Source organism: Eubacterium barkeri (assembly GCF_900107125.1).
Classification (GTDB): domain Bacteria; phylum Bacillota; class Clostridia; order Eubacteriales; family Eubacteriaceae; genus Eubacterium_O; species Eubacterium_O barkeri.
Genome location: NZ_FNOU01000003.1, coordinates 100,356 through 120,369 on the forward strand (window position 1 = coordinate 100,356; position 20,014 = coordinate 120,369).

Annotated in this window: 17 protein-coding genes; 13 read left to right on the forward strand and 4 right to left on the reverse strand. The window is 46.9% G+C overall.

From position 1 onward, the window contains the following. Positions 1 to 7 precede the first annotated feature (7 nt). Positions 8 to 877: a dTDP-4-dehydrorhamnose reductase gene (rfbD, locus tag BLU30_RS03050; protein ID WP_090243341.1), complete on the reverse strand. Its 870-nt coding sequence runs from the start codon at positions 875 to 877 to the stop codon at positions 8 to 10. 178 nt (positions 878 to 1,055) lie between these two features. Between rfbD and BLU30_RS03055 the strand changes: the two genes are divergently transcribed. From BLU30_RS03055 to BLU30_RS03095, 9 genes are all read left to right on the forward strand, one after another. Further along, positions 1,056 to 2,216 (forward strand): LCP family protein, encoded by a 1,161-nt coding sequence (locus BLU30_RS03055; RefSeq protein WP_090243343.1) that lies wholly within the window; start codon positions 1,056 to 1,058, stop codon positions 2,214 to 2,216. A gap of 147 nt (positions 2,217 to 2,363) precedes the next feature. Further along, positions 2,364 to 3,206: a YihY/virulence factor BrkB family protein gene (locus tag BLU30_RS03060; protein WP_090243345.1), complete on the forward strand. Its 843-nt coding sequence runs from the start codon at positions 2,364 to 2,366 to the stop codon at positions 3,204 to 3,206. After that, complete coding sequence (locus BLU30_RS03065; RefSeq protein WP_176770808.1) at positions 3,190 to 4,047, forward strand: YihY/virulence factor BrkB family protein; 858 nt, start codon at positions 3,190 to 3,192, stop codon at positions 4,045 to 4,047. Before BLU30_RS03060 ends, BLU30_RS03065 begins: the two co-directional genes overlap by 17 nt. Before the next feature lie 130 nt (positions 4,048 to 4,177). Next, positions 4,178 to 6,115, forward strand: coding sequence for a 1,4-alpha-glucan branching protein GlgB (gene glgB, locus BLU30_RS03070; protein ID WP_090243349.1), 1,938 nt, complete (start codon positions 4,178 to 4,180; stop codon positions 6,113 to 6,115). A gap of 11 nt (positions 6,116 to 6,126) precedes the next feature. Then, complete coding sequence (locus BLU30_RS03075) at positions 6,127 to 8,580, forward strand: glycogen/starch/alpha-glucan phosphorylase (protein ID WP_090243351.1); 2,454 nt, start codon at positions 6,127 to 6,129, stop codon at positions 8,578 to 8,580. A 12-nt stretch (positions 8,581 to 8,592) separates the two neighbouring features. Then, positions 8,593 to 9,717 carry a glucose-1-phosphate adenylyltransferase gene (locus tag BLU30_RS03080; protein WP_090243353.1) on the forward strand — a complete coding sequence of 375 codons (1,125 nt, stop codon included), beginning with the start codon at positions 8,593 to 8,595 and terminating at the stop codon, positions 9,715 to 9,717. Between the two features lie 18 nt (positions 9,718 to 9,735). After that, complete coding sequence (gene glgD / locus BLU30_RS03085) at positions 9,736 to 10,848, forward strand: glucose-1-phosphate adenylyltransferase subunit GlgD (RefSeq protein WP_090243355.1); 1,113 nt, start codon at positions 9,736 to 9,738, stop codon at positions 10,846 to 10,848. Positions 10,849 to 10,850: 2 nt separating this feature from the next. Beyond that, positions 10,851 to 12,284, forward strand: a complete 1,434-nt coding sequence (gene glgA / locus BLU30_RS03090) for a glycogen synthase GlgA (protein WP_090243357.1) — start codon at positions 10,851 to 10,853, stop codon at positions 12,282 to 12,284. Beyond that, positions 12,281 to 14,179, forward strand: a complete 1,899-nt coding sequence (locus BLU30_RS03095) for a glycoside hydrolase family 13 protein (RefSeq protein WP_242873487.1) — start codon at positions 12,281 to 12,283, stop codon at positions 14,177 to 14,179. Before glgA ends, BLU30_RS03095 begins: the two co-directional genes overlap by 4 nt. A 76-nt stretch (positions 14,180 to 14,255) precedes the next feature. Here the strand turns inward: BLU30_RS03095 and BLU30_RS03100 are convergent, their stop codons facing one another. Further along, positions 14,256 to 14,519 carry a hypothetical protein gene (locus BLU30_RS03100; RefSeq protein WP_090243360.1) on the reverse strand — a complete coding sequence of 88 codons (264 nt, stop codon included), beginning with the start codon at positions 14,517 to 14,519 and terminating at the stop codon, positions 14,256 to 14,258. Positions 14,520 to 14,608: 89 nt separating this feature from the next. After that, positions 14,609 to 15,091 carry a zinc ribbon domain-containing protein gene (locus BLU30_RS03105; protein WP_090243362.1) on the reverse strand — a complete coding sequence of 161 codons (483 nt, stop codon included), beginning with the start codon at positions 15,089 to 15,091 and terminating at the stop codon, positions 14,609 to 14,611. Positions 15,092 to 15,295: 204 nt separating this feature from the next. Between BLU30_RS03105 and BLU30_RS03110 the strand changes: the two genes are divergently transcribed. The 3 genes from BLU30_RS03110 to bioD are packed head-to-tail and all read left to right on the forward strand — an operon-like array spanning position 15,296 to position 17,509. Continuing rightward, a complete protein-coding gene (locus tag BLU30_RS03110; RefSeq protein ID WP_090243364.1) occupies positions 15,296 to 15,871 on the forward strand; it encodes a biotin transporter BioY in 576 nt (191 codons plus the stop codon). Beyond that, positions 15,864 to 16,823 carry a biotin synthase BioB gene (gene bioB, locus BLU30_RS03115; RefSeq protein ID WP_090243366.1) on the forward strand — a complete coding sequence of 320 codons (960 nt, stop codon included), beginning with the start codon at positions 15,864 to 15,866 and terminating at the stop codon, positions 16,821 to 16,823. Before BLU30_RS03110 ends, bioB begins: the two co-directional genes overlap by 8 nt. Further along, positions 16,823 to 17,509, forward strand: coding sequence for a dethiobiotin synthase (bioD, locus tag BLU30_RS03120; RefSeq protein WP_090243368.1), 687 nt, complete (start codon positions 16,823 to 16,825; stop codon positions 17,507 to 17,509). Before bioB ends, bioD begins: the two co-directional genes overlap by 1 nt. Before the next feature lie 53 nt (positions 17,510 to 17,562). Here bioD and BLU30_RS03125 read toward each other — a convergent pair whose 3' ends face one another. Then, positions 17,563 to 19,221 (reverse strand): FAD-dependent oxidoreductase, encoded by a 1,659-nt coding sequence (locus BLU30_RS03125; RefSeq protein WP_090243370.1) that lies wholly within the window; start codon positions 19,219 to 19,221, stop codon positions 17,563 to 17,565. 99 nt (positions 19,222 to 19,320) lie between these two features. Here BLU30_RS03125 and BLU30_RS03130 point away from each other — a divergent pair, with 99 nt between their 5' ends. After that, complete coding sequence (locus tag BLU30_RS03130) at positions 19,321 to 20,001, forward strand: Crp/Fnr family transcriptional regulator (protein ID WP_090243373.1); 681 nt, start codon at positions 19,321 to 19,323, stop codon at positions 19,999 to 20,001. Positions 20,002 to 20,014: the final 13 nt, after the last annotated feature.

The window sequence follows — 20,014 nt, forward strand, 5'->3', positions numbered from 1 at the left end:
CTCCTCCTTAAATTTGCTTATTCTTCAGCCAGTCCAGATACTCGACCAGAGCATCCTCCCAGGGTCTGAAGGTGTTGATTCCCAAATCACTGAGTCCCTTGTTTTTTAGTACGGAGTACTTCGGCCTCGGTGTCGGGCTGACATATTCCTCAGAGCTCACTGGATCCACCTGGATATCAATGTCACAGAGCTCAAAAATCTTTTTGGCGAAATCATACCAGCTGCATTGACCTTCGCAGGTAGCATGATACGTGCCATAAGCCTTTGTTTCGATCAGGTTCAAAATTGCTGTTGCTAAGTCCACCGTACTGGTAGGAGACCCAATCTGGTCTGCTACTACCGTAATATGATCGTGACTTTCTGCTAAACGCAACATGGTTTTCACAAAATTATTACCATCACCATACAACCACGCCGTGCGAACGATGAAATGCTTCGGTGTAATTTCTGACACATAGGCTTCACCGTGCGCCTTGCTCACCCCATAAACGGTTTGGGGATCAATGGCATCTGTTTCCTCATAGGGGCGTTTCGCTCCATTAACCGAGATTCCCTCGCCATCAAAAACATAATCCGTGGATACCTGAACCAAAACCAGATCCAGATCCCTTGCGATTTCTGCTAAATTCTTTGGTCCATCGGCATTAACACGTTCTGCACCAACACCATTGCTTTCACAACCATCAACATTGGTCATGGCGCCGCAATTAATGATAATATCCGGCGCTTCTTTTTGAATCAGCGCCGCAGTCTGTTCTTTGTTGGTAATATCCAACTCTGGAATATCATATCCACTATAATCAATACACTTTGCTTGAAGCTGCCGTGACAGCTCCCGGCCCAATTGGCCGTTGCTCCCTGTGATGAATACTTTCATGGTTCTCCTTCTTGTGATACATTTTCGAATAATCCGGTATTATTATACTTTACAGAAGACCTATTGTCTAATAATTTTCTTAATTTAAAATAAATTGTATCTTTTTTGTATCTTTTTATGCTATTATTATAAAGCTAATTATTTAAGAAAAGAACAAGGAATTCAGAAAGGACTTTGTATGACCCTTAAGAAAAAAGTCATTTCAATCATATTGGCCTTATTAATGGTTGTCATTGGCAGTACCGCTGTCTACGGTTTTAGTATCTTTAATAGTATTTCAGGCGCGAGCATTGATGATTCTAAGCTCAGCATTAACAGCCTCCTTGATTCCAACGAAAAAATTTTGAATGTTGCGCTTTTCGGTGTGGATGGCCGGGATGATGTGGATGGCGACCGCTCCGACACGATTATGATTGCTAGCATTAACTTTGAAACAGGAGATGTGAAAATCATTTCAGTGATGCGGGATTTAATGGTTCGAATTCCAGAAACAGATTCTAAAAACGTTTCCTACGAAAAAATCAATGCCGCTTATGATTACGGCGGTGCACAGCTGGCCGTCCAAACGCTGAATGAAAACTTTGATTTAAATATTCGTGACTATGTGGTTGTTAATTTTGACTGTCTGGTGGATACGGTGGATGCCCTGGGTGGTGTCGATGTTAATATTTCCAGTGAAGATGTCCTTTACTGGACCAATCAGTACATCTACGATGTCAATGACAAGGTGAAAAAATCCGATCCCTTTATTGAGGGGACCGGCATCCAGCACCTCACTGGTGTACAGGCATTGGCCTTCTGCCGCAATCGCTATAGCGACAGTGACTACGGCCGAACCGAGCGGCAGCGGGAGGTGGTTCAGCAAATTGCTGAAAAGGCCATGAATGTTGACCTGTTGACAGCCATCAACTTAATGGGTAAGGTTTATCCTTACGTTACCTCCTCTTTCACCTTACAGGAAATGAGCACCTATGCCCAGGCGTTTTTATCCCTTGAGAACAAAAATATTCTTAATAGCCGACTGCCCTTTGATAGCGTCAATACCACTGATTTAATCGATGGGGTCTCTTATGTCATTCCGACCACCCTGGCAGACAACGCAAAAGTCCTTCATGGCTATTTATACGGGGATAGTGCGTATGTTCCCTCCGATACCCTCCAGGAAATCAGTCAGCGTATTGTTAATATCACAGGATATAGCAGTACTGTTGATTGGACAACCACCACTTGGCAGGATATAGTGAATAAACAAGGCTCAGCCGTTGATGGTGCCACGACGGTCAACGAAACAGCACCCACGGAATCTACTTCCGCTGAACCAACGCCAATTGCTGAATAAATACCGACAGCAGGCCGCCATTATTATTGGCTGCCTGCTTCTTTTTATTCCTTGTCTTTTTAAATTTAACGCTTTTCAATAATGACTTGTTCCATGAATTGAAAACGTGTTATAATAAAGACACTACATCATAGGAGTATCATCATCATGGATGAATTCAAAAATATTTTAACTTTTGTCTCTGGACAAATTAAAGAGAATCGGCTGTTAAATTATGCTGCACAGCTATCCTATACCGTTCTTTTGGCCTTCATTCCCTTGGTTATGTTGGTTTATAATTTAGTGAATTGGTTTTTCGCAGATTTAAATGACCGGGTATTAAATACCCTTCAATCACTGTTGCCGTCTTTTCTAATGCCACTGATTGAAACGGCCAGCCACAACGCCAATGGTCCCCAAACCTCTGCCTGGAGCAATCTTGTTTTCGGGTTTCTAATTCTTCATCTTTCGGTCTCCGCTGTCCGATCACTCATCATCACCATTACCAAAGTAATGGGCGTCCCTGAAACCCGGAATTACTTAGTCTTATGGGAACTCGGCTTTGTTTATCTCTTGTTTTTCATTGCCCTCTTTTTGGTTTTCATTGCCCTGTATTTATTTACCCAAAAAATCATAACCTCTGCCTTTGAATACATGAGTCTTGGAACACTCCTCATTCGTTATTGGCGCCTTTTTTCCCTCATTCTGATTGCCGCTTATCTGGCATTGACCCTGACCCTGCTTTATATGTATGCGCCGCCCAAACGCCTCTCTTTTCTAAGTGCATTGCCCGGTAGTATCTTTGTTAGCTTGGGCTGGTTGTGCGTCACCCTTTCTTATGATGGCTTTATTCAGAATTATTTTGATATTCATAGCTTAACCCTTATTTTTGAAGGACCCTTTTCCTTTATTATTGTCATCTATTGTATCAGCTTGGTTCTGATCTTTGGCAGTGTAGTGAACCTTTATTTTGAAGATGCAGGAGGAATCTCCCATGAAAAAAAACGTTAATCTGGAAGCCATCAAAGATTCCGTTCTTTATATCATTGATGATTTATATGATACCGACTTTTTAGGGGTTTGCACCCAGATGGCTTTCTATTTTTTGTTGGCCTTCTTCCCCATGGTTCTTTTCCTCATTAACTTTGTTGGTAAGATTATTGTCCACTTCGATCAGTATCTTTTTGAATTTTTAAGGGCCTATCTGCCCCAATTATCCTACGATTATGTGGTCAATCTGACTGTAATACTAGAGAATAATATTAAAGACAATAACGTTCTGCTCCCCATACTGACCTTTATTTTTGCCAGCATGGCCGCCCGGGCCATTATGGTTGGTATTAATCAAAGCTATGGCTGTGAAGAGCGGAGAAGCCTCCCTAAAATCTGGCTTTTAGCCTTTGCCATCACCCTTCTTTTTGGTATCGCTTTAATTTTTATCGTGACAAGCTATGTCCTTCTCAGTGACGTAAGTACCCACCTCCTGAATGCTTTAGGTCTGGCGATTGCCAGTGCTTTTTTAACAAAGCTGATTTCCTTTTGTTTAGCCGTATTGATTACCATCTTGCTACTGGACTGTATTTATACCTTGGCACCCACAAAAAGAAGCTCCTTTAAAGAAAGTCTTCCGGGTGCCATTCTCGCCACGGTTGGAATGCTCATGGTTTTTCGCATTTTCGTCATCTTTGTTGACCATTCTTCCCGTTACACCATGCTCTACGGCAGCCTTGGAGGCCTTTTCGCCCTATTGGTCGCCATTTACTTTATATGCGTTATCCTAAATATTGGCAGTAAAATAAATGTTTATTGGCAGGATTATTTCAAAAATAGGGAGCGCTCTGAACAATGGTAAATATAATTGATGTAAAATGGATCATTTGATACCAAAATACAACTTTATATGGTAGAATATCTATATTGAAGACGATATATTACTATTGTTAAACAAAATTTTACCAATATTTAACCCAAGGAGGATAGAAATGGACAGGAAAACCGCTTTACACCTCTTTCATGAAGGGAATTATTTCAAAAGCTATGATTTCTTCGGTGCACACCCCACCAAAACCGGTGTGGTCTTTCGGCTCTGGGCTCCCCATGCCCAGGCTGTATCCCTTGTGGGCAATTTTAATCATTGGGACCCTGAGAGCCATCCCATGATCCTCCTAGATGATTCCGGCGGGGTTTGGGAATTAGTGACTGATCAATTATCCATGGGGGATTTATACAAATATTGTATCACCCGTTGCGATGGCGAACTGGCCTTTAAGGCTGACCCCTATGGCATCCACTGTGAAGTCAAGCCTAAAACAGCATCGGTTCTCTGGGACCTCAAGGGCTATACCTGGAAGGATCAGGCCTGGCTCTCCGCCCGGAAGAAAAAAGGACAGTCCCCCGGCCCCATCAATATTTATGAAATGCATCTGGGCAGCTGGCGGACCCACGAGGATGGCAGCCTGTTATCCTACACTGAAATCGCAGAGCAATTAGTCCCCTACCTCAAAGCACTGCACTATACCCATGTGGAATTTATGCCGGTGATGGAGCATCCCTTTGATGGCTCCTGGGGCTATCAGCTCACGGGCTACTTTGCCCCCACCAGCCGCTACGGTACGCCCCAGGAATTCATGGGTTTAGTGGATGCCCTCCATCGGGCGGGAATCGCCGTTATTCTGGACTGGGTTCCCGGCCATTTTTGTAAGGATGCCCACGGACTGTATAAGCTTGATGGTACCAATCTCTACGAAGCAACGGAGCACCCCCAATGGGGAACCATGGAATTTGACTACGCCAAGCCCGAAGTCGTCAATTTCCTCATTTCCAACGCCTACTACTGGTTTGAAGAATACCATATTGATGGCCTGCGTATCGATGGGGTCGCCAGTATGATTTATCTCAACTACGGCTACGATGATGATTACCGCCGAAATAAAAATGGCGGCAACGATAGTCTGGAGGCCGTTGATTTCTTGCGACGCCTAAACACCGCCATTTTCAAAAATTTTCCCTTTGCGATCATGTCGGCGGAAGAATCCACAGCTTATCCCATGGTCAGCTGGCCTGTAGACCAGGGCGGCTTGGGCTTTAATCAAAAGTGGGACATGGGCTGGATGCATGATACCCTCTCTTACATGGAAACCGACCCCTATTGCAGAAATGACTTTCACTCTAAGCTTACCTTTTCCATGGCCTATGCCTTTAGCGAAAACTTCGTCCTTCCTTTATCCCATGACGAGGTCGTCCATGGCAAAAAATCCATTGTGGACAAAATGTTCGGCTCCTATGATATGAAGTTCGATCAATTCCGTTTACTCTATGCCTACATGTATTTCCATTCAGGAAAGAAGCTCTCCTTTATGGGGAATGAATTCGCTCCCTTTACAGAATGGCGTTATTATGAATCCCTGGAATGGTTTTTACTGGAATATGAAAAGCATCAGGCTACTCAGATCTATATCAAGGCCTTAAATAAATTTTATGCCAGGGAAAAGGCCCTTTGGGAAAAAGACCATGGCTGGGATGGCTTCCAGTGGATTGATGCGGATAATGCTGGTCAAAGTATTCTTATCTTTAGACGTATGGGTAATCAGCCGAATGATGATCTCATCATCCTCATTAATTTCTGCCCCCAGGCCTACACGGACTACCGTATTGGTGTCCCTGAAGATAAAACCTACCGCTTGGTCTTCAATAGTGATGAAGCTCAATATGGCGGAACAGATTTTAAAATCAAAAAAACTGCCAAGGGGACAGATCAGCTCCCCTATCATAATCAACCATGCAGTCTGACGCTGAATATTCCGCCGTCAGCTGCCCTTGTGCTAAAACCTGTTGTTCCAAAATCTACTGGCAAAAGCCGTAGTCGAACGACGGTTAAAAATACATCCAAATCCCCTTCTAAAGGGACACGGAAACACTGAAAGGATTAGTAATGACAAAAAACACACACACACTAACTGGAAAAGCACTTGCCAAGGAGAAAGCCATTTTTAAGGATGCCTTTATTAAAAAGGTTGAAGAGGTTTCAGGTGAAAAATTTGCTGAATCCTCCACTCAAAACCAATATGATGCGTTGGCCGAACTGGTCATGGAAACCATCTCTGCGGAGTGGGCGGAAAATAACAGCCGTAACCGCACCAATCCGGATAAGCAGATTTACTTCTTTTCCATTGAATTCCTCATTGGCCGCCTGCTGCGCTCCTACATCAATAATCTGGGATGGGATGTCATTGTCCCCGATGTCCTGGGGGAGCTTGGATTGGACTATGAAAAAATTCAAGAGCGGGAACACGATCCGGCCCTGGGCAACGGGGGTTTAGGCCGTCTGATGGCCTGCTTCCTGGATTCGACAGCCGCCATGGATTTTCCTGGTCACGGCAACGGTATTCGATACAAATACGGCCTGTTCCAGCAGAAAATTGTGGATAACGAGCAGGTTGAAATTGCCGATAATTGGCTGCGCAACGGCTATCCCTTTGAAATTGCCAAACCCGAAAAATCGGTGATCGTCAAATACAAGGGGGATGTCCGCACGGAAATGGTCGGTGAAAAAATGGTTTTCATCCACGAAAACTACGAGCCCGTCCTGGCCGTTCCCTACGATGTCCCCATTAAGGGTTATCATAATGACACCGTGAACTCCCTGCGTCTCTGGAGTGCCCAGCCTGTGGAGGATTTCGATTTAAACACCTTTAATCAAGGCCATTTTATCAAAGCGATGCAGCGTAAATCCGAAGCCGAAGCCATCAGCCAGGTTCTCTATCCCAGCGATAACGGTTTTGAAGGGCAGCAGCTGCGATTGAAGCAGGAGTACTTTTTCGTTTGTGCGGGACTGAAGCGCATCGTCCGCCGTTACAAAAAACATAATAACGGCTCAATGGATGGTTTTGCCGATAAGATTTGTATTCATATTAACGATACCCACCCCGCACTCTGCGTTCCGGAGCTCATGCGCATCCTCATTGACGAAGAAAACTATGCCTGGGATGATGCCTGGAACATTACCGTGGGTGCCATCAGCTTTACCAACCATACCGTGCTTCCAGAAGCACTGGAAAAATGGCCCATTGATATGCTAAAAGAACTGCTTCCCCGGGTCTATCAAATCATTGAAGAAATCAACCGACGTTTCGTCAATGATATGAACTGGTTCTATCCCGATCAGGAGGCCCGGAATTACAATATCTCCATCCTGAAGGATGGTCAGGTCCACATGGCCCACCTTGCCATTATCGGCAGTCATTCCGTCAATGGTGTGGCGGCACTCCACAGTAAGATCCTCCGGGAAGAAACCTTTAAAGATTTCTATGCCGTCTTCCCGGAACGCTTCCACTCCGTGACCAATGGGGTTACGCCAAGACGGTTCCTCATGGCGGCAGATGCGGATCTGAAGGACCTCATTACTGATACCATTGGGGATTCCTGGACCGAAGCCAATAACCTGTCTGCCCTGGAAGCCCTTCTGCCCTATGCCAATGATGGGGCATTTAAAAACAAGCTGGCCCTGGTCAAACGCCAAAACAAGGAACGTTTCGCCCGATACGTCAAAGAACATCAGGGCATTATCCTTAATCCGGACTCTATTTTTGATATTCAGGTTAAGCGAATCCACGAGTACAAACGCCAGCTGCTCAATGCCCTGCATATCATACACCTATACAACAAGTTGCGTTCCAATCCCAATGCGGATATCGTGCCTAAAACCTTTATCTTTGCTGGTAAAGCGGCACCTTCATACTATTATGCAAAGGAGGTTATCAAACTCATTAATGTCTTGGCCCACAAAATCAATCATGATCCACAAATGGGCGATAAGCTCAAGGTGGTGTTCGTCCCCAACTTCAATGTTTCCAGTGCGGAAATTATCTATCCAGCTGCCGAAATTTCTGAACAAATTTCCACTGCGGGTAAAGAAGCCTCTGGAACTGGTAATATGAAGTTCATGATGAACGGTGCCCTGACCCTGGGCACCATGGATGGTGCCAATATTGAAATTGCAGAAGCCGTTGGTATGGACAATGTGTTCACCTTTGGCCTTTCCGATGTTGAAGTCGCTGGTTTTAATGCCCACGGAGGCTACCGTTCACTGGACATTTACGAGCAGGACCCCCGGGTACAGGAGGTTATGAATCAGCTCATTAATGGTTTCCTGGATGGGACAACCTTCCAGAGTATTTACGATTCCCTGCTGCTCCATAACGATGCCTACTTTGTACTGAAGGATTTTGCCTCCTACGCTGATATCCAGGAGGTCTCCAGCCAAGTGTATCGTGATCAGACCCGATGGTTATCCATGTCGACGATCAACATCGCCAAATCAGGTATTTTCAGCAGTGATCGTTCCATTGCAGACTATCAAAAAGAAATTTGGAAAATTAAAGAATAGGGAGGAAGCAACATGAATACGGAATGTGTAGCAATGCTTTTAGCTGGTGGACAAGGAAGCCGTCTTGGGTCTTTGACCTTTAATAACGCCAAACCAGCCGTCCTGTTTGGGGGGAAATATCGCATCATCGATTTCCCCCTTAGTAACTGCATGAATTCAGACATCGATGTCGTAGGGGTACTCACCCAATACCGCCCCTACATTCTTAATAATTACATCAGTGATGGGAGTGCCTGGGCCTTGGACAAAGTGGGTGCAGGGGTCCGCATCCTTCCCCCTTACATGGGGCAGAAGGGTGGCCGTTGGTACAACGGCACCGCCGATGCCATTTATCAAAACATTGACTTCATTGATCAGTTCAACCCCGAGTATGTCCTTATTTTATCCGGTGATCATATCTATAAAATGGACTACTCTAAAATGATCGCATTCCACAAAGAACGCGCCGCCGACCTGACCATTGCCGTAATGGATGTTCCCTGGGAGGAAGCCAATCGTTTTGGTATTGTCTGTACCAATGATGACCAGCGTATCCAGGAATTCCAGGAAAAGCCCGATGAACCAAAGAGCAACCAAGCTTCCATGGGAATTTACATCTTTAGCTGGCCGGTTCTGCGTAAAGCCCTCATGGACGACGCCGAAAATCCGGAATCTGAAAATGATTTTGGACACAATGTCATCCCCATGCTTCATGAAGAAAAGAAGCGGCTCTTCGCCTACACCTTCTCTGATTATTGGCGGGATGTCGGAACCATTCAAAGCTATTTCGATGCCAATATGGACCTGTTGGACGAATCCTGTAATTTTGATTTAAGTGATCGAAATTTCCGAATTTACTCCAATAACACCAGTCGGCATCCCCAGTTCATAGGACCGGATGCCAAGGTCACCCATAGCCTCATCTGTGATGGCTGCGTCATTTTTGGTGAGGTGGAGCATTCCATCATTTCCCACGATATTCTTATCGGGAAGAATACGGTTATCCGAAATACGATTATCCACACCGGTGCTGTCATTGAGGATGGTGCCTATCTGGAGAACTGCATCGTTGGTTCCCGGGGTGTCGTGCGGGGCGATACCCGAATTTTGGCCACAGACAGCGATAACCCGTCGGAAATCCACGTCATTAATGGTTAGTTAAAGGGGGATACTCAAATGAAACGAACAATTGGATTTATTTTAAACATTGATGGGGATAACACCGACTTAAATGAGCTGCTTCAGCACCGCAGCATCAGCACCCTCCCCTTTGGCGGCCGCTACCGGCTCATCGATTTTACCCTGTCCAACATGGTTAATTCCGGCATTAACCATATCGGGGTGGTGGGCTCCCATAAATACAGCTCCCTCATCGATCATCTCGGTACAGGGAAGGAATGGTCCCTCAGCCGTAAGACCCAGGATCTTTCTATTTTAGCTGGCAGCAACAGTGTCCGCTTTGGCAATTACATCAAGATCAGCGTTCGGGATCTCTACAATAACCGGAGCTTTCTCGACCGTTCAGACGTGGATGATGTCATTATTTCAGCCCCAAATCTCATCACCAGCTTTGACTTTAACCCAGCCTATAAAATTCATAAGACCAACAACAGCGATGTTACCCTGATCTTTAAAAAAACCATTCCCTCCTTTAGCTTTAACGAGAATGATGCCTTTGTCAGCTTTGACAAATACCGGGTGACGGATATCACCTATAAATCCGAGGGGATGACCGATCACTGTTATGCGGATATGCTGATTATCAAAAAAGATATTCTGTTGAGCCTTTTGGATACTGCAGGACGCCTGGGGGAATGGGATTTGATGGATACCATCCGCAATAACATCGATACCCTCCGGGTCTTCGGTGCCCCACACATCGGCTACATTAACCGGGTCCATAATCTGCAGAAATACCTGGAGTCCAATATGGATCTTCTTGACTTCGACATTATGAAGGCATTGTTCCTGGGTGATAACCCCATTTATACCAAGATTAAGGATAATCATCCGACCCTGTATGAAGATGGCTCCCTGGTTACCAACTCCATTATTGGGTCTGGGTGCCAGATTGACGGAGATATCTATAAAAGCATTGTCTTCCGGGACAGCCGTATTGGCCATAATTCTGAAATCACCAATAGTATTATCATGCAAAAAGCAGAAATTGGAGAAAACGTTAAGCTAAAATACGTCATCTTCGATAAGGATGTCAAAATCCGGGATAACGCGACCCTCATTGGAACCAAAGATAATCCCATTATTTTACGAAAAGGGAGGAGAATTTAACCATGGATAAGCTTAAGGTATTATTCGCCGCACCAGAGTGTTACCCCTTCGCCAAAAGTGGCGGGCTGGGTGACGTGGTGGGTGCTCTGCCCAAGGCCTTCCCCAAGGACGAGGTTGATATACGGGTTATTCTGCCCAAATATGCCTGTATTCCAGAAAAATATAGTAAAGAATTCAAGCTATTGGATATTTTCTACGTAACCATTGGCCGCACAGACCAATATGTCGGTATTCAGAAATACCGCATGGATGGCGTAACCTATTACTTTTTGGATAATGAGTATTATTTCAAACGTCCTGAGCTTTATGGGTACTACGACGATGGGGAGCGCTTCATCTATTTTTGCCGGGCAGTTCTGGAGGCCATTCCTTACATTGATTTTTATCCGGATATCCTCCATTGCCACGACTGGCAAACAGCACTGATTCCCTATCTTCTAAAGGAGCAGTATCAGTGGCATTATCTGAATACCCGCAGTATTTTTACCATCCACAATATGAAATACCAGGGGCTTTATGGCTTTGACGATTTACAGCATCTGCTGAATTTCGATTATTTCCCGGCCGCAATGGAATACTATAAAAAGATCAATTTGATGAAGGGGGCGCTGTACACCTCAGATTTAGTGACCACCGTCAGCCCCTCCTACGCCGAAGAAATAAAGGATCCCTTTTACGGCGAAGGTCTGGATGGCGTCATCCGGGATATAGCAGACAAGGAAGTGGGCATCTTAAACGGTATCGACGAGAAGGAATACAACCCCCAAACCGATCCTGCCATCTATGTGAACTATACCCGCTCTCTGAAAAAGAAAACCGAAAACAAGCTGGCCCTCCAGGAGGAACTGGATTTACCGGTTACCGCCAATAAGCCCATGGTTGCCATGATTACCCGTCTGGTAGAACAGAAGGGCTTAGACCTGGTGGCTGCGGTTATCCATGAAATTTTGCAGATGGATATCCAGCTGGTTATTCTGGGCACTGGTGATCCGGCCTATGAAAATCTTCTGCGGGAGGTGGCCTACACCTATCCGGATAAGATGCGCACCATCATTGATTTTAATGAAGGCCTCTCCCGGAAAATTTATGCCGGTAGTGATCTATTCCTCATGCCCTCTAAATTCGAACCCTGCGGCCTCTCCCAGATGATCGCCATGCGCTACGGCAGCATTCCCATTGTCCGGCAAACCGGAGGCCTCAAGGACACGGTCCAGTATTTCAACGGGGACACCGGAGAAGGCAATGGCTATGGCTTTGCCACCTATAACGCCCACGATATGCTTTACACCATCCAGACTGCGGTCGGTTTATACTACGACTATCCGGAGCTTTGGAAAACGTTAGTCAACAATGCCTCAAAAACAAACTTTGATTGGTCCCAGTCCGCACAAACCTATCTTTATTATTACAAAAAAGTTGCCGGTAAGCTGGTTTGATTAACTTCCGACATAATTCCTGGGATTTAGCATTCCGCGAGCCCTTCGGAGCCCTTCCGACGGGCTCGCTTGTTACCATCAAAGTGTATGCCGAAGATGCCGCCAACATTAAACTGCGGACCTATTATCAAAACACCGAGCGCTACTTCGACATGCAGCCCACAGAACCAGGATCAGACATCTATATCTGCAAACTTCCCCTCCCGGAGCAGCCTGATCTGCTTTGGTACGACTTTCGATTCGATTCTGGTGGACAAACCTATACCTACGGCACCCAGGGTGACCACCTAGGGGGAGAGGGTCAGATTTATGAAAGCTGTCCCCCCTCCTTCCAAATCACCCTTTATGAAGAATCCCACGAGACGCCCCGATGGTATACCGATGGCATTATGTATCAGATCTTTCCCGATCGTTTTGCCAAGGGGAGTACCTATCAGCCCACCTATTTTCCCCATGCCATGGTACATGGCTGCTGGTCCGATTCTCCCCATTATTTCCGGGGCAAGGATGGTTCCATTGACTACTGGGATTTTTTTGGTGGGAACTTAGAGGGGATTACTGAAAAGCTGGACTATTTGTCCAGCCTCCATATCAGCATCCTCTATCTGAATCCCATCTTTGAGGCCCGGAGCAACCATAAATACGATACTGCTGATTACACCCGGATTTCACCGGAATTTGGGGATGAATCCCTTTTTAAAACCCTCTGTACCGAAGCCGAGAAACGCGGCATCCGCATTATTCTGGATGGTGTTTTCAACCACACCGGAGATGACAGTATCTACTTTAATCGCTATGGGCACTACCCGGCAGTGGGTGCCTACGAATCCCTGGATTCACCTTACCATAGCTGGTATCGCTTCTCAGAATTTCCGGATACCTATGAATCCTGGTGGGGAATCACCTCCATGCCTAATGTGGAGGAACTGGACACCAGCTATCAGGATTTTATCTTTGAAGGACCAGACTCAGTCATTCGCCATTGGGTACGGGCTGGAGCTTCCGGCTGGCGCCTGGATGTGGCCGATGAGCTTCCCGATGATTTTATTGTCGGCCTGAAAAGGGTTCTTGTCGAAGAAAAGCCCGATGCCGTTCTCATTGGAGAAGTCTGGGAGGATGCCTCCAGAAAGGTTGCCTACAATCAGCACCGCCGGTATTTCATGGGACAGGAGCTGGATGCGGTGATGAATTATCCCTTTCGGGATACCTTTATTGAATTTTTCACAGGCCAAATCGATGCCGGGGCTGTCGGCCGCCAAATGATGGCCTTGTATGAGCATTACCCCAGAAGGCAATTTATGGGTAACATGAATCTCATTGGGTCCCATGACCGAACCCGGATCTTAACCCTGCTGGGCAACCCACCGACCCTAAGCACTGAAGCAGAAAAGGAAGCCTTTTCCTTATCTGACACCCAGTATCAACTCGCCCTCAAGCGGTTAAAGGCTCTGGCTTTGCTCCAGATGACCTTCCCTGGGGTTCCATGTATTTATTATGGGGACGAGGCCGGATGCCAGGGCTTTGAAGATCCCTTTAACCGGGGGACCTATCCCTGGGGGCAGGAGGAAGAGGAGCTGCTGACCTGGTATCAGTCCATTACCGCCATTCGGGCAAAGTATGAGGCCTTCAAGCGCGGGCGATGGTACCCCTTACACTCTGAGCCCGATATCTTTGCCTTTGTACGTAGCTTGGGGAACGATGCTTTCCTTTGCCTTTTTAATCGGAACAAACGGGCCTACATCCCCTTTGAAAATCCCGATTTAGTAGGGCGGCTGGGCACCAATCTCCTCACCGGAGAAACCCAAAACATGAACAAAATTCTCCTCCATCCCCTGGAGGGTGTTATTTTTAAGCTGGACGGTGACGATACTCCTATTCACCCCCTCTTAAAATAAAAATAGGGCGATCACATTAACAACAGCTATACGCTATTTCCCTTGTGACCGCCCTATTTATTTTTTATCCCCTCAATTATAATTCCTCATAGACGATATTTTCTTCAAAATCATCAGCGACTACCCGGCCATGTTGCTCAAGATAGGCACGATAGGCCGCTTCTTCATTGTCACTTTCCAGTCCAGCACTAACGAATTCGTTATTTGTCCGGTCGCAATAATAAACCGCCTTGGGATAAACCACGACAATCTCATCGAACCGATACTGTTCATTTTCCCATCGCAATTCCACCTCGTGCTTTTCCTGGCAAAAAGGACAGAACGTCATTTTTAATTCCATCGTACACCCTCATTTCGGAAATCCATTGCTTCATTCTAATCGATGCCCAGCCGCGGTGGTCAATGTGAGCTGGTTTAAATCCTCAGAACCTAGGCTTCTGTGTGATGATCGGTATCTGCTCCTTCTGTATCCGCTGGGGATACCCCTTGGGTTTCCTCTGTGCTCTCATCCCCAGGCTCAACCACCGTGGCCTCTTCAACGGCATTAGGGGCACCACATTCCGGACAAAACTTTGATTTAACCGGAATAACGGCACCACAATGGGCGCAGAGTTTTTTCCCTGGATCCAGGGGATTTTCAGCTGCGGCTTTTATTGCGGCAATCCGAGCTTCCATTTCATCAATATTTTCTTGTATTTCCGCAATTTGGTCGAAGTAAGCTTTCACTTCATCATCCGGGGTACCCTCTTCGGAAATCTTTTGATAATAATATTCTCCAATTTTTTGTTCCGCTTCAGTGATAATTTTTCGTTGGGCCATAATCTTAGTGACAAGTTTCGTCGCCTCCAAAGTCCCACTGGTTTTTTCACCAACATTTTTAGCGAAATCATTTAATGTATTGAGCAATGCCATGATTATACCTCCATATTGTTTTATTGATAGTATTATTATAATAACATAAGATTAAAATCCACTGTAAATTTTTGCCTTTTAAACTGACAGTTTATGGGAAATGTCTAATATTCATCACTTTACGTATACCATTTTATAATTTTGGTTTACACACTTCGTGCTGTATGCTATAGTATAAAAAACAATCATTGTGAGGTATTCGTTATGACAGAAAAACATCCTTCCTTAATCAAAACTAAAAAGATGGTACTTTGTGCCCTTTTTGCAGCTTTGGTTGCTATTGGTGCCTTTATCCAGATTCCTATTCCTAACCTGGACTATTTTACCCTCCAGTTCTTTTTTGTTCTACTGGCCGGTATGCTCCTTGGCCCCCGTCTCGGAGCCCTTTCCATTGCTGTGTATGTCGCCATTGGACTGCTGGGCCTTCCTATTTTTGCCGCTGGGGGCGGACCAGCTTATATCCTTCGCCCCAGCTTCGGGTACCTCCTCGGCTTCATTGTCGCAGCCGGTGTTACCGGTTTGATTGCTGGTCAAAGTGACTCCCCACATGTCAAACATCTCCTCATCGCCAGTCTGGGTGGATTTCTTATTACCTACGGCATTGGGCTGACCTATAAATATTTTATTTTGAATTTTTATATGGGAGAGCCCATGCCCCTGGGGTTGATCTTTTTGTCCGCCTTCCCCCTGGATATTCCCGGAGACTTGATCCTTTGCCTCATTGCCTCCATTACAGGAACCCGGCTGATTCCCCGCCTTCGGAGGTCAATCAATGCTTAGTACCCTAACCCAAAAAATTTTAAAGGGCGGGCAGATTACCCGTCAGGAAGCGTCCGCCCTATCCCAGGTCCCACTGAATCATCTGGCAGATGCCGCCACACAGCTGCGAAAGCACTTTTGCGGTAATACCTTTGATCTCTGCACCATTATTAATGGAAAGGGCGGCCATTGCTCTGAAAACTGTAAATTCTGTGCCCAATCCACCCATTACCAAACCGGTGCAGAAGTCCATCCCCTTTTAGACACCCAGACCGTTTACGACACAGCCAAGCATTGTGGGGACCAGGGTATCCTGCGCTTTTCCAATGTGACTGCCGGACGCCGGCTCTCCTCCCCTGAGATGGAAGTCGTCGCCGCCCAATACAAAGCCATCCACGCCGACCTTCCCATTAAACTGTGTGCCTCCCATGGCCTTTTAGAAACTGAGGATTTTAAAAAATTGAAGGCTGCTGGTGTCACCCGCTACCATAACAACCTCGAAACCTCCCGTAAATTCTTTCCCAAAGTCTGCAGCACTCATCGCTACGATGATAAAATCAGAACCATCCTAGAGGCTAAAGAGGCTGGTCTTGAGGTATGCAGCGGTGGGATCTTTGGCCTGGGTGAAACCCTGGAGGACCGTCTGGATATGGCCTTTACCCTCCGGGAACTTCAGATTACCTCGGTTCCCATTAATATTTTAAACCCCATTCCTGGCACGCCACTGTCAGAACAGCCTCTCTGCTCCGAAGATGATGTTCTGCGCAGTGTGTGCCTCTATCGTTTCATCCTTCCAGGTGCCGCCCTGCGTCTGGCTGGCGGCCGGGGACTCCTTTCCGATAAGGGGGAAAGACTTTTTGCCACCGCAGCCAATGCAGCCATCACCGGGGATATGCTCACCACCGACGGTATTGATGTCAAAAGCGATCAGGCCATGCTGGCCCGTTTAGGCTATATCATTGGAGCCCTCTAATGGGAAAGACTCTTTTTATTGCCGGAACGGGAACGGATGTGGGTAAAACCTATGTCAGCGGTCTGCTTCTGAAGGCCCTCCTGGACACTGGTATCCAGGCCGCCTATTACAAACCGGTCCTCAGCGGTGCCCTTTCCCAGGGTGGTCGATTAATTCCCGGGGATGCGGCCCAGGTTTGTCAGATGGCAGGGCTTCACCAGGCACCGGGTGACTGTGTCAGCTATTGCTTTGGGCCGGCCCTGTCCCCCCACCTGGCGGCCAGGGAATCGGGGGAGGACATTGAGCTTTCAAAAATCCAACGAGACTTTGCTATTCATAAAAAAAGCACCGATACCCTCGTGGTCGAGGGGGCTGGTGGACTGATTACACCCCTGACCGATGGCCCTGCACCACTGCTCCTGACGGATATAATCCTCACCCTGGGCTGTCCGGTCCTATTGGTTTCTGGCAGTGGCCTTGGGGCCATTAATCATACAATGCTTTCCATTCACCACGGGCAAAGCCTTGGGATTCCCATGGCAGGTGTGGTCCTGAATCATTACGATTCCACCAATCCCATTCACATCGATAATGCCCGGATGATCGAGACTCTAAGCGGTCTTCCGGTGTTGGCTCGAATCGAAAGGGACGCCCGGACCTGGCCGGATGATAAAAATCAACTTAACACACTACTTTGTACCCTTTAAGAAAAAACACCAAGCCCCCTTAGGATTGGCTTGGTGTTTTTTATCGGCGTTATTTACGCCTTTTTATAGGCTTTTTCAATGGCGGCATACAGACGATAGCCTCCGGCTAAATGACTGCATTCATAGCCATTTCCCATCAGAATACGACAGGCAATATAGCTGCGAAGCCCAGACTGACAATGGAGATACACCGGCTTATCCTTTGGAATTTCTCCCAATCGGTTACGCAGGCAGTCCAGTGGAATCTGGGTGAAGCCTGAAATCCCTCCCCGGGCCACTTCGGCATCGGTGCGGACATCCAATAAGGTCGCACTGCCATCCCGGGGAAGACGGTCTACGTCATCCCAGAAAAACTGATTAACCTTTCCGGTTACCAGGTTTTCACCCACAAAACCAACCATATTGACCACATCCTTGGCCGATCCAAAGGGCGGGGCATAACAGAGCTCAAGTTCTGTTAAATCCGTAATCTTTCCCCCAAATCGGATGGCCGTTGCCAGGACATCCACCCGTTTATCCACGCCAGCATAACCAACAATCTGGGCCCCAATAATCCGCTCATCATCCCGACGCCAAAGCACTTTTACGGACATACTGGATGCCCCTGGGTAATAGCCCGCATGATTGGGTGAGAAAGTATAAGCCTTATTGTACGCAATCCCTGCTGCCTGAGCTGCCTTTTCAGTTAATCCGGTAACGGCCACCGTCATATCAAAGGCCTTAATCACAGCAGAGCCCTGGGTTCCGGTATAGGCAGTGCCAAGTCCACACACATTATCAGCGGCAATGCGCCCCTGCTTGTTGGCTGGGCCCGCCAAGGGAATCATGGCTGGACGATCGGTGATAAAGTTCTGGATTTCAACCGCATCGCCCACTGCAAAAATATCCTGGGTATCGGTTTGCATCTGGGTATTGACGACAATGGCCCCCCGGGCATTGGTTTTGATCCCCGCATCCACAGCGATTTTCGTATCCGGGCGGACCCCAATGGCCAAAATAACCATATCCGCCGTCAGTTCCCCATCTGAAAGTGTCACCTTTAAACCCCGGCCAGATTTTTCAATGGCGGTCACCCCACTGCCGGTTCGAATATCCATGCCCTTTTCTGTCAAATAATTTTGCACATCTGCGGCCATATCGTAATCCAGAGGGGCGATGATGTGGTCGGCCATCTCTACAATCGTTACTGCGGTACCCACATCCACCAGGTTTTCCGCCATTTCCACACCGATGGCACCGCCTCCGACGACCACCGCTGTTTTGGGCTTCGTGGATTGAATATAGGTTTTAATCCTCAAGGTATCCGGAATATTGCGCAGGGTAAAGATGCCCTCCAGATCTGCCCCGGCAATGGGCGGGACAATGGGCTCTGCCCCCATGGAAAGAATGAGCTTGTCATAACTTTCCGTATAGGTTTTATTATTCCCCCGATTAAGCACCGTCACTCGGTGGGCTACCGGGTCGATGGCGATGACTTCGTTTTCCACCCGGACGTCCACATTAAACCGGGCGTTAAAGGAACCCGGTGTCTGCAGAGTCAAAGCAGACCGATCACTGATGGTTCCCCCAATATAATAGGGCAAGCCACAATTGGCAAAAGAAATAAAGCATCCCTTTTCTAACAATACAATTTCTGCCTGTTCATCCAAACGTCGTAGTCGGGCTGCTGCAGAAGCGCCACCGGCCACACCACCAACAATTACTGTTTTCATAATCACTCACCATTCCTTCCATCATCTGTTATAATATCTTATTGTAATCCAATAACGCACTTTTTGAAACACCCTTAATTATTTGATCAGGAGAACACCATGGAATTAACCACTTTTGAACAGCATTATGCTCCCATCCTTTCTTTTTGGCATCACCTCAACAAGGGGCAACGTATTCTTCTCAGTCATCATGCCCGGGAGGTCTCCTTTAAGGCGGGAGAAAACGTCCACGGCAACACCGGTGAATGTACCGGTGTCGTCATTCTTAAAAGCGGAAGCCTGCGGGCCTATATGCTGTCGGATAAGGGACGGGAGATCACCCTTTACCGTTTGGTTCCCGGGGAAATCTGTATGCTTTCAGCCTCCTGCGTTATCGAATCCATTACCTTCGATGTCTTCATCGATGCTGAGGTCCAAAGCGAAGCCCTGCTCATTAACCCGGCGATCTTCTCCAGCCTCTCCAGGGAAAATGTCTATGTGGAAAATTTCGCCTTAACCATTGCCACCACCCGCTTTTCAGATGTGATGTGGGCGATGGAGCAAATTTTATTTATGAGCTTCGATAAACGTCTGGCTATTTTCCTCCTGGAGGAATATCGCAAGACTGGAGATCCCACCATCTTCCTTACCCTGGATCAGGTGGCCCGCTACACAGGCTCTGCCCGGGAGGTGGTCTCCCGGATGATCAAATATTTTGTGGCCGAAGGGATGGTCAGCCACAAACGCGGCCGGCTCACTCTGCTGGATATCCCCAGACTAATCGAGCTAACCAGAGATTAGTTTGATTATACAC